At 72.8% G+C, this 13,521-nt stretch carries 11 protein-coding genes and 1 pseudogene; 9 read left to right on the forward strand and 3 right to left on the reverse strand.

Annotation, left to right across the window (positions count from 1 at the left end):
• Positions 1-16: 16 nt before the first annotated feature.
• From ACZ6S6_RS07780 to ACZ6S6_RS07790, 3 genes are read right to left on the reverse strand one after another with little or no spacing between them, the layout of a single operon-like run.
• A complete protein-coding gene (locus ACZ6S6_RS07780) occupies positions 17-934 on the reverse strand; it encodes an alpha/beta fold hydrolase (protein ID WP_469704349.1) in 918 nt (305 codons plus the stop codon).
• A gap of 46 nt (positions 935-980) precedes the next feature.
• Positions 981-2,228 (reverse strand): beta-ketoacyl-[acyl-carrier-protein] synthase family protein, encoded by a 1,248-nt coding sequence (locus ACZ6S6_RS07785; RefSeq protein WP_469704350.1) that lies wholly within the window; start codon positions 2,226-2,228, stop codon positions 981-983.
• The gene (locus ACZ6S6_RS07790; protein ID WP_469704351.1) at positions 2,225-2,458 is read right to left on the reverse strand and encodes an acyl carrier protein; all 234 of its coding nucleotides are present in this window, start codon (positions 2,456-2,458) and stop codon (positions 2,225-2,227) included. Before ACZ6S6_RS07790 ends, ACZ6S6_RS07785 begins: the two co-directional genes overlap by 4 nt.
• Before the next feature lie 218 nt (positions 2,459-2,676).
• Here ACZ6S6_RS07790 and ACZ6S6_RS07795 point away from each other — a divergent pair.
• From ACZ6S6_RS07795 to ACZ6S6_RS07835, 9 genes and pseudogenes are all read left to right on the forward strand, one after another.
• Positions 2,677-2,913, forward strand: a pseudogene (locus ACZ6S6_RS07795) (nitroreductase family protein); the annotation flags it as partial.
• Between the two features lie 136 nt (positions 2,914-3,049).
• Positions 3,050-4,603, forward strand: a complete 1,554-nt coding sequence (locus tag ACZ6S6_RS07800) for a peptidoglycan-binding protein (RefSeq protein WP_469704352.1) — start codon at positions 3,050-3,052, stop codon at positions 4,601-4,603.
• A gap of 263 nt (positions 4,604-4,866) precedes the next feature.
• Positions 4,867-6,309 (forward strand): MFS transporter, encoded by a 1,443-nt coding sequence (locus tag ACZ6S6_RS07805; protein WP_469704353.1) that lies wholly within the window; start codon positions 4,867-4,869, stop codon positions 6,307-6,309.
• 82 nt (positions 6,310-6,391) lie between these two features.
• Positions 6,392-7,945, forward strand: a complete 1,554-nt coding sequence (locus tag ACZ6S6_RS07810; RefSeq protein ID WP_469704354.1) for an FGGY family carbohydrate kinase — start codon at positions 6,392-6,394, stop codon at positions 7,943-7,945.
• 75 nt (positions 7,946-8,020) lie between these two features.
• Positions 8,021-9,694 (forward strand): glycerol-3-phosphate dehydrogenase/oxidase, encoded by a 1,674-nt coding sequence (locus ACZ6S6_RS07815; RefSeq protein ID WP_362954613.1) that lies wholly within the window; start codon positions 8,021-8,023, stop codon positions 9,692-9,694.
• A complete protein-coding gene (locus ACZ6S6_RS07820) occupies positions 9,691-11,244 on the forward strand; it encodes an FAD-binding oxidoreductase (protein WP_362954615.1) in 1,554 nt (517 codons plus the stop codon). The genes ACZ6S6_RS07815 and ACZ6S6_RS07820 overlap by 4 nt, the downstream gene beginning before the upstream one ends.
• Positions 11,245-11,352: 108 nt before the next feature.
• Positions 11,353-12,012, forward strand: coding sequence for a glycerol-3-phosphate responsive antiterminator (locus ACZ6S6_RS07825; RefSeq protein WP_469704355.1), 660 nt, complete (start codon positions 11,353-11,355; stop codon positions 12,010-12,012).
• A 3-nt stretch (positions 12,013-12,015) separates the two neighbouring features.
• Positions 12,016-12,318 (forward strand): putative quinol monooxygenase, encoded by a 303-nt coding sequence (locus ACZ6S6_RS07830; protein WP_362954619.1) that lies wholly within the window; start codon positions 12,016-12,018, stop codon positions 12,316-12,318.
• Positions 12,315-13,475, forward strand: coding sequence for a zinc-binding dehydrogenase (locus ACZ6S6_RS07835; protein WP_469704356.1), 1,161 nt, complete (start codon positions 12,315-12,317; stop codon positions 13,473-13,475). Before ACZ6S6_RS07830 ends, ACZ6S6_RS07835 begins: the two co-directional genes overlap by 4 nt.
• The last annotated feature ends 46 nt before the right edge of the window (positions 13,476-13,521 follow it).

Below are 13,521 nucleotides of genomic sequence, written 5' to 3' on the forward strand. Positions count from 1 at the left end.
AGCGCGGGCGGGCGGCTCAGCCGCCCGTCCGCGGCAGGGCCGCTCCCGCCGCGCCCGCACGCGGGCGCGGCAGCGCGAGGGGTTCCAGGGCGGGCGCCGTCTCCAGCGGGCGGTCGGTGAAGAAGCGGGCGACCAGGTCCGCGACATCGTCGGGGCGTTCCAGGACGACCCAGTGGTCGGAGTCGCTGATGGTCAGGAACCGGCTGCCCTCGATCGTCGCCGCGAAGGCCCGCTGCCGTTCGGGCGAGGTCACCGTGTCGTGCTCGCCCGCGAAGACCAGCGCGGGCACGCCGCTCAGCCCGCCGGAGAAGTCCGGCCGGTGGCCCAGCGCCCGGCGCAGCGACTGCGCGGCGTGCGGGGAGTGGGTGAGCGCGTGCAGGAACGAGCGCCGGACGTAGCGCAGGGCGAGCTCCCTGCGGTGCACGGTGCGGTCCGGGTCCAGGCACATCAGGGCCTCGGCGGTCAGCGTGGCGAGCCCCACCATGTCACCGGTGGCCAGCCGGTCGACGGCCCGGCCCCACTGGGTCCGCTGGGCTTCGCTGATGTGGGCCGGTACGCCGCCGAGCGCCAGCCGGGCGATGCGGCCGGGGTTCTGCCGGGCGCAGCCGAACGCGATCGACGTGCCGTAGGAGAAGCCGAAGAGGTTGACGCGGGGTACGCCCAGGTCGTCGATGATGCCGGTGACGGCCGCGTACAGGATGTCGTCGCCGGTGCCGGGCGGCAGTGGGTCGGCGCCGCCCATGCCGGGCAGGTCGGCGGTGACGACGTGGGCCCGCGGTCCGAGGTGCTCGTCCATCTGCGGCCAGCCGTACATCCCCTGGAGCGCGCCGCCGAGGACGATGACCGGCTCGGTGCGGGGCGAGGGCTGCGTCAGGGTCCGGTAGCTGTAGCGCAGCCCGTGCACCGACAGGTTCCGGATGATCTCGTCGGGCATGGTGACCGTCCTTAGAAGGTCCGGCGATTGGGGGTGCGCTGCGTGGTCAGGCCCTGGTGAGGACGAGTGCGGCGTTGTGCCCGCCGAAGCCGAGCGAGGTCTTGACGGCCGCGTCGAACGCTCCGGTCCTGGCCTCCTTGCTCACCACTTCGAGCGGGATCTCCGGGTCGGGGGCGTCCAGGTTGACGGTGGGCGGGACCAGTTGGTGCTGGAGGGCCAGCACGGTCAGCGCGGTCTCGATGCCGCCCGCCGCTCCGAGGGTGTGTCCGGTCATCGCCTTCGTGGACGTGACGAGGGGGTGCTCGCCGAGCACCCGGCGCAGCATCGTCGCCTCGATCAGGTCGTTCGCCACGGTCGAGGTGCCGTGGGCGTTGACGTGTCCGATGTCCGCCGCGCCGAGTCCGGCGTCCGCGAGGGCGGCGCGCAGGGCCCGTTCGATGCCGAGGCCCTCGGGGTCCGGTGCGACGGCGGAGTACGCGTCGCTGGACGCGCCGTATCCGGCGAGGTGCGCGCGGACGGTGGCGCCGCGGGCGCGGGCGTGTTCGGGGCGTTCCAGTACGAGGAGTCCGGCGCCCTCGCCGACGACGAAGCCGTCGCGGTGGGTGTCGAACGGGCGGCAGGCCGACTCGGGGTCGTCCCGGCGGGTGGAGACGGCCTTCAGCTGGCAGGCGCTGGCGATCAGGAGCCGGGAGCAGACCGATTCGGCGCCGCCGGCGACGACGATGTCGCAGGCCCCGGTGCGCAGCATCTGGTGGGCGGTGCCGATGGCGACGGTGCCGGACGAGCAGGCGGTGGAGACGGCCTGGCTGGGGCCGTGCGCGCCGAGGTCGGTGGCGACGCTGCTGGCGGCGCCGTTGACGACGGTGAGCGGGGCGAGTTTGGGCGAGACCCGGCGGGCGCCGCGCTCGGTGAGGGCGGTGTGCTGCGCGTCGTAGAAGGGCAGACCGCCGTGGGCGGAGCCGATGACGACGGCGACGCGGGAGCTGTCCCAGACCGAGGGGTCGAGCCCGGCGTCCGCGACGGCCTCGCGGGCGGCGATGACGGCGAGCTGCGAGAAGCGGTCCATGAGGCGCTGGGCCGCCACCCCGAGGACCGCCCTCGTGTCGAGGCCCGTGATGGTGTACATGAAGTCGCAGGGCAGGTCGTGGAGTTCGGGCCGGTGCGGGACGGAGGGTGCGGTGGCGGCCTCGGACACCCCGCGCCAGGTGGCCTCGGTGCCGACGCCCGCCGCGGTGACGAGACCGATCCCGGTGACGGCGGCGGCGAACGGCTCGGGGCGGAACCGGGCGGTCACGCCGCGGCCTTGCGGTGCACGGCGTCGATCAACTGGGCGACGGTGTCGCGCGAGGTCAGCTGCACGTCCTCCAGGTCGACGCCCATCCGGTCCTCGATGAGGAGCCGCAGTTCTTCCAGGGCCAGGGAATCCAGCCTGAGCTGACGGAGCGACGCTTCGGGGCGGATCGCCACGGGATCGGTTCCGAAGTTCGCCACCAGCAAGGTGCTGATCTCGTCTGCCGTGCTCATGGGCACTCCTCCGCTGTCGTACGCGGTGACGCCTTGCCGCGTGAGAGGTCACTGCCATCGGGGGACGCCGGCCGGTCCGGAGGCACCCTTTATACGCCCTGCCGGCAGCGGCTCAGGTCCGCGTTCCCCCGTGCGGTGGGGGGGTTGGGCAGGTGTACGAATCCCGGGGACGCGGGCCGGGGAGAACCGTCGGGGGCGGAACGGGGCCGCCCGCCGCCAGGAGCCGGCCGCTCGCCGAGGGCTCCTGCGTCTGTCCGGGGGTGCAGAACCCGCTGCCCGCCGCCCGCGCGCCGGGGCTCGCGGCGAACGTCACCGTCTGGCACCTGACGCTGGAGCAGGAGTGGAAGGAGGCCCTCGGTATCCCCGAGGACATGGAGACCTTCGCCACCGTTCCGGCCGGGTGGCCGCAGGGCAACTTCGGTCCGGTCCGGCGCACGTCAACCCCATTGGAGTGAAAGGGAGTTCGACACGCAGCCCGATAATTGTCATGCACTGGACAGATCGATACCCTGAGCGGGCTCGGCGGCCCCTCGGCCCACCCCACTCGGGCCCGGGGGCCGCCTCTTCTCCCCCCACAGAGCAGGAGCAGGTATGCCCAGCCGCCCCGCAGCCCACACGAAGGCCCGCGCATCCGTGCTGGCGGCCCTCACCGCCACCGTCCTGGCCCTCACCGGCACCCCGGCCCTCGCCGCCCCGGACGCCGGCCACCCGATGAACCAGGCCTTCGAGCGGGCGGCGAGCCGGTTCGGCGTGCCGCGCGATCTGCTCGCCGCCGTCGGGTACGGCGAGACCCGCCTCGACGGCCACTCCGGGCAACCCAGCCAGGCGAACGGCTTCGGCGTGATGCACCTCGCCAGCAACCCCGAGAACCGGACCCTGGAGCGGGCCGCCGACCTCACCGGCGAGTCCCTGGCGGACCTGCGCACCGACACCGGGGCCAACATCCTGGGCGGCGCGGCGGTACTGCGCGGTTTCGCGGACAAGCTGGGCCTGGACGCCCGGGACCGGGCCGACATCGATGCCTGGTACCCGGCCGTCGCCCGGTACAGCGGCACCGGCGGCCCGGCCGCCGCCCTGTACGCCGACACGGTCTACACCTTCCTGGCGGACGGGCTCGACGCGCTCGCCCCGGACGGCGAGCGGGTCTCGGTGACGGGCCGCCCGGTCTCCCCGCACAAGGGCTCGCTCGCCGGCACGGAGCCGGGCACCCGCAGCGCCGACTACCCGGCCGCGCTCTGGGTCCCGGCCAACGCGAACAACTTCGCGGCGGGCCGCTCGGCAGCGATCGACAAGGTGATCATCCACGTCACGCAGGGCTCGTACGCGGGCTCGATCAGCTGGTTCCAGGACCCGGCGTCCGAGGTGAGCTCGCACTACGTGGTGCGCTCGTCCGACGGCCAGATCACCCAGATGGTCCGCGACAGCGACACCGCCTACCACGCGCGCAGCGCCAACTCCTCGGCGCTCGGTATCGAGCACGAGGGATTCGTCGACGACCCGTCCTGGTTCACGGACACGATGTACCGGTCGTCGGCGGCCCTGACCGCGTACCTGTGCGACCGGTACGGGATCCCGAAGGACCGGGCGCACATCATCGGCCACAGCGAGGCGCCGGGCAACGACCACACCGACCCCGGCCCGAACTGGGACTGGACCCGCTACATGCAGCTGGTGAGCGGGAACACCGGGGGCGGCACCACCCCCGACGGGCTGAGCTTCACCGCGTACGCCACCCAGCGCAGCGGCTCGACGGGCGCCCAGGTCAAGGCCGTCCAGCGACTTCTGAACGAGCAGGGCCAGGCGGCCGGCGCGTCCGACGGCGACTTCGGCCCGGCCACAACGGGCGCGGTGGCCGCCTACCAGGCGGCGCACGGGCTGGACCCGGACGGCGTCGTGGGAGCCAGGACCTGGACCGCCCTGCTGTCGGCGGGCACCACGGCGACGCTCCGGGAGGGCGCGACGGGCGACGGCGTGAAGCGGCTCCAGCGCGCACTGATCGCGACACTCGGCTCGGCCGTCGGCATCGACGGGAGCTTCGGCCCGGCGACGACGACGGCGGTGCGCGGCTACCAGACGAGCCGGGGCCTGACGGCCGACGGCGTCGTGGGACCGGACACCTGGGCGGCGCTGCAGGCGGGCCGCTGACGGACGCGGTCACGGGCGGGGCGCTCCACCCCGCCCGTGACGTGCGGGAACGCCCGGACGTCACGTTTGGGTAACCTGCCGGAAACCCTTGACGTTTCTCCTGAGGTCTTCCTAATCTCCTCGTGTAGTCGCACTTCACGTGCTGCGGCGCTTTCCGCAGTGTTTTGACAGGCACAGACATAGACCACCTGTCGGTGGTTTCGTCATGCCTGTTTTTTTTGTGCTCCCCGTGCCGCCGATGGGTCTTCCTCGAAGGCGGATTCATGGCACAACGTCCGAGCGTCAAAGGCGTCGCTGACGTCGTTGCGCTCATCGATGGGCTGGGAAAGATCACCGGCCGGGCGCAAGTCATCTGGTTTCTCGTGTTCGGCGGGCTGTTCCTCGACGCCTACTCGAACGCGGCGCTGAGCGCCGGTCTGGGACCGATGACGTCCCAGATGGAGCTGACCAGCACGCAGGTCTCGATCCTCACGGCCACCGCTCCGGCCCTGGCGATCATCTTCAACCCCATCGGCGGCTGGCTCGCCACCCGGATCGGCCGGGTCCCCCCGCTGCTCATCGCCAAGGTCTTCGCCATCGCGGGCGCCCTGCTCGCCGCGTTCGCCGGTGACTTCACCGTCGTCTGGCTCGGCCGGGTCCTGGTGGGTGTCGCGTACGGCATCGACTTCGCCGTCGCCATGGCCCTGCTCGCCGAGTACACCCCCGCCAAGCTCGCCGGCCGGCTGAACCTGTGGCAGGCCGTCTGGTACGTCGCCACCACCAGCAACCTCGCGCTCGCCCTGTTCTTCTTCAACATGGACGTCGGCGCGGACATCTGGCGCTGGTCGGTGGGGTCCGCCGCGGTCGTGGCCCTCGCGCTGCTGGTGGGCCAGTGGCTGATGCTCAGGGAGAGTCCGACCTGGCTCGCCAGCAAGGGCCGGCTGGACGAGGCCGTCCTCAACCTGGACCGGATCTACCGGATCAAGGCCGTCGCCGGGAAGCCCGACGCGGCGACCCGCGCCGCGACCGAGGCACCCGCCATCGGCTTCCGCCAGGCCGGGCTGCTCTTCAAGGGCGAGTACCTGCCGCGCACCATCCTCTCCTCGGTGATCTCGCTCGGGCAGTCGATGCAGTACTTCGCGGTCGGCTGGTACCTCCCGCTGATCAGCCTGACGATCTTCGGCGAGAGCTTCGAGAAGGCCACGATCGGCTCGATGGTGTTCAACGCCTTCGGCATCGCGGGCGGGCTGCTGTCCGCGTACTTCGGCCGCCGGCTCGGGCTGCGGCTCAGCTCCGCCGCCGGTTTCGGCGGGGTCTTCGTCGCCCTGATCGCGATGGGGCTCACCTTCGAGAAGGTCCCGACCGCGGTGGCGTTCCTGCTGCCTGTGCTGTTCATCCTGTGCCACTCCGCGGGCCCCGGCGCCAACGGCAAGTCCATCGCGGCGCTCTCGTACAGCAGTGACGTGCGCGCGCTCGGCACCGGTGTCACCGGGATGGTCGGCAGTTTCGGAAGTGTCGCCGGGCTGTACCTCTTCCCGCAGATCAAGGAGTCGCTCGGCCTGGCCGACACCTTCCTGGTCCTCGCCGTCGTACCGCTGCTCGGCATGATCACCTGCCTGGCCATCAAGTGGGACCCGATGAAGGCCGCGTCGCCCGACGAGGCGGCGCCGACGCGCACCGCCCCGGCGGACGAGCAGGAATCCGCGGAGTCCGCGACCGCGCGCTGACCGTCCGCCGCGCCTGCCGCACCACACGATGGTCCCTCTCCCCCTCCGTACAGCTCGCGATGCTCGCAATGAAAGGGCTGCAATGACGCAGACGCTCCCCGGCGCCGCCCCACGGCGCGGTGTGCTGGCCATCGACGAGGGCACCACCGGCACCAGGGCCGGAGTCGTCCTCGACTCCGGCGCCGCGCACGAGGTGTTCTACCGGTCGATCAAGGTCAGCCACCCGGACGACCTCTCGGTCGAGCAGGACCCGATGGAGATCTGGACCGCCACCCTTGAGGTGGCACGCCGGGCCGTCGGCGCCGCACGGGCGGAGGGCATCGCGATCACCGCGGTCGCGCTCTCCACCCAGCGGGCCACCGCGATGCTCTGGGACCGGGTCACCGGGCGGCCGCTGCTGCCCGCCGTGGTGTGGCAGGACCGGCGGTACGCCGCCGAGCTCACCGCTCACGAGGCGGAGTGGGACGCCGCCCTCACCGCCCGCCAGGGCCGGCCGGTCGGCGCCCGCGCACCGTTCCTCTGGGCCGCCCGGCAGATCGTCGCGCACCCGGAGGTGGCCGCCGCCCACCGCGAGGGCCGGCTGCTCTTCGGCACCGTCGACACCTGGCTGATCTGGCGGCTGACCGGGGGCGCGGTGCACGCCACCACCCCGACCAACGCCGCCTCCAGCGGGGGCTACCTGCTGGAGCGGCACGCCTGGGACGAGGAGTGGATCAGCCACCTGGGCTTCCCCCTCGACCTGCTTCCGGAACTCCGCTCGGACGACGCCGGATTCGGTACCACCGACCCGGCGGCCCTCGGCATCGCCGTCCCGCTGGCCGCCTCGATGGGCGACCAGCACGCCGCGCTGATCGCGCTCGGCGGCCTGGCCGCCGGGCAGGGCATGTGCGTGTACGGGACCGGCGCGTTCGTCGACGCGGCGACCGGCACCACGCCCGCCCTGCCCCGGCCGGACATCTCCGGGGTGCTCGCCCAGCCCGGCCGGCGGCAGGGCGACATCAGCCACTACAGCCTGGAGGCCTACACCTCCACGGCGGGTTCGGCGCTGCGCTGGCTCTGTGACGACCTGGGCCTGTTCGCCTCGCCGAAGGAGCTCGGTGAGGAGGCCGGCCGGGTCCCCACCCGGCCGGGCCGCACCCCGCGTTTCGTCCCGGCACTCGCCGGGGTCCGTACGCCGGTCTGGCATCCGGAGGCCACCGCCGCCCTCACCGGGCTCACCCTCGCCACCACCCGGGCCGATCTGGCCCGCGCCGTCCTGGACGGCATCGCGCACTCGGTGTGCGACCTCGTCGACGGGGTCGCCGCCACGATGGGCGCCCCGTTCACCCGGCTCCGGGTCGGCGGCGGGGTCGCGGGCAGCGACCCGCTGCTGCGCATCCAGGCCGACCTGACCGGCCTGCCGCTGGAGCGGGTCGCCGACTCGGCCACCGCGAGCCTGCGCGGCACCGCCTATCTGGCCGGGGTCGCCCAGGGCCTGTGGGGCTCGCTCGAAGAGGTCGTCGAGGCGCAGCCGCACGGCCGGTTCTTCGAGCCGTCACTCGGCGCGGACGAACGGACCGCCCAGCGGGCCGCCTGGCGCGACGTGCTGATCGCCCACCTCAAGGACCCCGCACTCACCCCCCTCACCCCCCACTGACGGCCCCTCACCCGTCAGCCGGCGGCCGGTACCCGACCATGCGGCCGCCGCACCGAAACACCAGGAGTTGATGTTGTGATCACCATGCCCGCCCGGAAGCCGCGGCGCAGTGCCGCGGCCACCCGCCGGACGCCCCTGCTGCTGGACCGCGCGGCGGCCAAGCGCCGGCTGGCCGACGACACGTACGACGTGCTCGTCATCGGCGGCGGCATCACCGGCGCGTACGCCGTGCTCGACGCGGCCTCGCGCGGGCTGCGCGCGGCGCTGGTCGAGAAGGACGACTTCGCCTCCGGCACGTCGTCGAAGTCCTCGAAGATGGTCCACGGCGGCCTGCGCTACATCGAGCAGGGCAACGTCAACCTGGTACGCCACTCGCTGCTGGAGCGGCACCGTTTCCGCAAGAACGCCCCGCACCTGGTGCACCGGCTGCCGTTCCTCTTCCCGATCCTGGAGAAGGAGGGCATCTTCGACGCCCGCCTCGCCAAGGGCTTCGAGGGACTGCTGTGGACGTACGACCTGGTCGGCGGCTGGCGGATCGGCAAGCTCCACCAGCGGCTCACCGTGCCGGAGGTCCTCGCGCAGGCGCCGACGCTGCGCTCGGAGAACCTCCAGGGCGGGCTGATGTACTTCGACGCCCGCACGGACGACGCCCGCCTCGTCCTCACCATCGTGCGGACCGCGGCGGCGCTGGGGGCCACGGTCCTCAACGGTGCCAAGGCCGAGGGTCTGCTGATGCAGTCCGGCAAGGTCGCCGGAGCCAGGGTCGAGGTGGACGGCGACAGCGTCGACATCCGGGCGAACGCCGTCGTCAACGCCACCGGGGTGTGGACCGACGAGCTGGACGCGAAGGCCGTCGACGGCCACAAGCCGCAGGTACGGCCCGCCAAGGGCGTTCACATCGTGGTGCCCTGGGACAAGGTGCGGATCAACTGCACGGTCACCGTGCCGATCCCGGGCCGCGCCCGCCGCGCGACCTGCACCCGCTGGGGCAACAGCGTCGTGCTCGGCACCACGGACGAGGACTACCAGGGCTCCCCCGACGACGTGCACTGCACCCGTCAGGAGATGGACTTCCTGCTGGAGGGCGCCAACACCGCCTTCGAGGGGAAGCTCACCCCGGACGACGTGGTCGGCTCCATCGGCGGGCTGCGCCCGCTGGTCGGCGGCAAGGAGGGCGCGACGCTCGACATGCGCCGCGACCACCACATCAGCGTCGGCCGCACCGGCATGGTCACCGTGACCGGCGGCAAGCTCACCACCAGCCGGCACATGGGCGAACTCGTCATCGACAAGGTGATGACGGTCCTGGGCCGCAAGGGCAGAAGCCGTACGAGCGACCTCCCGCTGCTCGGCGGCTCCGGGTACGACGCCGAGGCCGTGGCCGCCTCCGGCGGTATCGCCGCCCACCTGGGCGAGCGCTTCGGCACCGAGGCCCGCTTCGTCGGCGACCTGATCCAGGAGGACCCGACGCTGGCCCGGCCGATCGTCGAGGGACTCCCGTACACCAGGGCCGAGGTCGTGTACGCGGCCCGTGCCGAGCTGGCCCGCTCGGTCGACGACGTCCTCTCCCGCCGGCTGCGCGCCCGGCTCTTCGCCCGGGACGCCTCCGCCGAGGCGGCGGGCGAGGTCGGCGCGATCCTCGGCCGGGAACTGAACCTCACGGAGGCCGAGGTGGACCGCTCGGTCTCCGAGTACCTCGCAGCCGTCCGTCACGAAAAGTCCGTACTCCTCGAAGGGGCAGCAGCATGATCAGCCGTCAGACCATCACCCACCCGTTCAACCGGGGCAACTACACGATCGGCGCCCCCAGCTTCGCCAAGTGGGCGCAGAACACCCCCATCGGGGACGGCGAGGCCGCGCTCCAGGTCGACCCGGTGCGGGTTCCCGAGACCGTGATCGAGGCGCTGCGCGAGGCCGCGCACGCCGTGCACGTGGAGCGCGACGAGGTCGTCACCCGGACCCGTGACTGGTGGGCCGGTTCGATGATCGGCGAGACCGAGGGCCGTCCCGCGACGCCGGACGCCGTGATCGTCGAGGCCGCCGACGCGGACCAGATCGCGGCCGTGCTGCGGATCTGCAACGAGGCGGGCATCCCGGTCACCCCGTCCGCCGGCCGCTCGAACGTCACGGGCGCCGCGCTGCCGGTCTTCGGCGGTGTCGTCCTGGACGTGTGCGCACTCAACCGGATCACCGGCTTCGACGCCGGGTCGAACGTGGTGGACGTCGAGGCGGGCATGTTCGGCGACCTCTTCGAGAAGCAGCTCCAGGAGGAGTACGGCGTCACGACCGGCCACTGGCCGTCCGCCTTCGCCGTCTCCACGGTCGGCGGCTGGATCGCCTGCCGCGGCGCCGGTCAGCTCTCCACGCGCTACGGCAAGATCGAGGACATGGTCGTCGGTGTGGACGTGATCCACGCGGACGGCACCCGGGCCACGTACGGCGACTACGCCCGCGCGGCGGTCGGCCCGGACCTGCGCCAGCTGTTCATCGGTTCCGAGGGCACCCTCGGGGTCATCGTCTCGGCCCGGCTGCGCGTCCACCCGCTGCCTGACTACGCGAACGCCGTCGCGTTCGGCTTCAAGACCTTCGCGGAGGGCCTGGACGCCTGCCGCGAGATCATGCAGCGCGGTGCGACCCCGGCCGTGCTGCGGCTGTACGACACCCTGGAGTCGGGTACGCACTTCGGCCACCCGGAGACCAACCTCCTGCTGATCGCGGACGAGGGCGACCCGGCGATCGTGGACGCCTCGATCAAGGTGGCGGCCGAGGTCTGCTCGGCGTACGGGCCCGAGCTGGACTCCAAGGCGGTCTTCGAGCGCTGGCTGGACGAACGGATGATCGTCGGCAAGTCCGCGGACGGCTTCACGCCGGGTCCGGGCTTCGTCGCCGACACCCTGGAGATGGCCGCGTCCTGGACCGACCTCCCGGTGATCTACGACGAGGTCGTCGCCGCGATCCAGTCGGTGCCCGGCACCCTGGCCGCCTCCGCGCACCAGTCGCACGCCTACACCGACGGCGCCTGTGTCTACTTCTCGCTGCGCGGTGACGTGGCTCCCGAGTCCCGGCGCGACTGGTACCGCTCGGTGTGGGACGCCGCCAACGCCGTCCTCATCCGCCACGCTGCGGCCCTCAGCCACCACCACGGCTGCGGACTGCTGCGCGGCCCCTACCTGGAGGAATCCCTGGGTGCGGGCTTCGCGACGTTCGTCGCGGTGAAGGCGGCCCTGGACCCGGCCGGCATTCTCAACCCTGGCAAACTGGGCCTTCCCAGCCGATTCGGTACGTCTCCGCTGAACTGACCCGGTAGCCGCGAACCCATCCCAGGCAGGCAAGGTCTTCCGTCTGGATCATGCCGGATCAGAGTGCCGGGCCCGCGAACCCGGCACGATCCAACGAAAGGCCTGACCATGTCCCCCTCCCCGTCCCGGTCCGGCGCCCCGCTCGACCCCCGGCTCACCGCGGCGTTCGCCGAGGTGCCGGTCGTCGCGTCGGTCGTCGGCACCCAGCCGCTGCGGCAGTTCCTCACCGCACCGGCCAAGGTGTGCATCCTCGCCTCGTTCGCGGTGGGGCAGCTGCCCCAGGTCGTACCGGCGCTGGGCCGGGCGGGGAAGACCGTGTTCGTGAACGTCGACAGCAGCCCCGGTCTGGCACAGGACCGGGGCGCGCTGGAGTTCATCAAGAACATGGGCGCGCACGGAGTGGTCAGCACCCGGCTCTCGCTCATAGAGAAGGGCCGCCCGCTCGGCCTGCTGACGATGATGAAGGTGTTCGTCACCGACCGGTCCAACCTGCGCCGCTCCACCGACGCGATCTCGCGCGGGGCGCCGGACCTGGTCGAGATCATGCCCGCCCCGATCGTCGCCCGGATGACCCCGCAGGCCCAGCGCGCGATGTCCCCGTCGGTCGCCGCGGGCTTCGTGGAATCCGCCGCCGACGTGGCGCTCGCCCTGGCCCTCGGGTCGGCCGCGGCCGCCACGTCCGACCCCCGCCTCTGGCATCTGCGCCGCGACCAGCTGCCGCCGGTCCCGCCCGCCGCCCTCAAGAGGCCCGCACCACTTCAGGAGTAACCCGTGACGTACGTAGTAGTGGCCAGGTACCGCACCAGGCCCGGCGAGCAGGACACCGTCCTCCCGCTCCTCGACACCATGGCCGCCGCCTCCCGCCGGGAGCCCGGCAACCTCGGCTACCGGGTCCACCAGGGCACCGAGGACCCGCGGGCGATCGTGCTCTACGAGGAGTACGCGACCGAGGCCGACTTCACCGCGCACTGCGCGACCCCGCACTTCCGGGAGATCGTGCTCGGCAAGGTCGTCCCGCTGCTGGAGAGCCGCGACGTGCTGCGCTGCTCGCCCCGTGACGAGGTGGGCGCGTGAAGACCCGGGCCGTGGTCCTGCGCGCGATATCGACGGCCCGGCCCTACTCGGGGACCCGGCCGGTCGAGGTGGAGGAGCTGAACCTCGGCGCCCCGCGCGAGGGCGAGGTACTGGTCCGGGTCGCCGCCGCGTCCCTGTGCCACTCGGACCTCTCGGTCGTCAACGGCGACCGGGTCCGGCCGCTCCCGATGGCCCTCGGGCACGAGGCGGTCGGAGTGGTCGAGGAGACCGGCCCCGGCGTGCACCGGATCGCACCCGGTGACCATGTCGCCCTGGTCTACGTGCCGAGCTGCGGATTCTGCGCCGACTGCGCCGCGGGCCGCCCGGCCCTGTGCGCGCAGGCCGCCGCGGCGAACGGCTCGGGCGCCCTGCTGCACGGCCCGTCCCTGCTGACGGACGCCTCCGGCGCCACGGTCCACCACCAGCTGGGCGTCTCCGCGTTCTCCAGTTACGCGGTGGTGGCGCAGGAGTCCGTGGTGCCGATCGCCCGGGACATCCCGTTCACCGTGGCCTCGATGTTCGGCTGCGCGGTCCTGACGGGCGCCGGCGCGGTCATCAACACGGCGGCCCTGCGCCCCGGCCAGTCGGCGGTGGTCTACGGGCTGGGCGGGGTGGGCCTGTCGGCGGTGCTGGGTGCGCGGGCGGCCGGCGCGTACCCGATCGTCGCCGTGGACCCGGTGGCGGAGAAGCGCGAACTGGCGCTGCGCCTGGGCGCGACCCACACGTACGCGCCCGACGAGGCGATCGAAGCGATCCGCGAGCTGACGTCCGGTGGCGCGGAGGTCGCGGTGGAGGCCGTGGGCAGCCCGAAGGTGATGGCCGAGTGCCTCACCGCCGTGGCCAGGGGCGGCAAGGTCGTCTCGGTGGGCCTGCCCGCCCCCGACCGGGTGCTGGAGGTCCCGGCCCTGGCCTTCGCGGGCGAGGGCAAGTCCCTGCTGGGCTCGTACATGGGCGACGCGGTCCCCCGCCGCGACATCCCGCGCTTCCTTGACCTGTGGCGGGCCGGGCTGATGCCGGTGGAGGAGATGCACACCGGGACCCTCGCGCTGGACGAGGTCAACCACGCGATGGAGGAGCTGGCGTCGGGCCGGGCGATCCGTCAGGTGCTGGACACGTCGGGGCTGCTGGCGGTCGCCGCCGGCGGGCCGACCAGCTGACAGCGGTGCTGTGACAGGGATGCTGTGACAGGGGCGCTGTGACAGG

Source organism: Streptomyces sp. NPDC048671, from assembly GCF_055587045.1.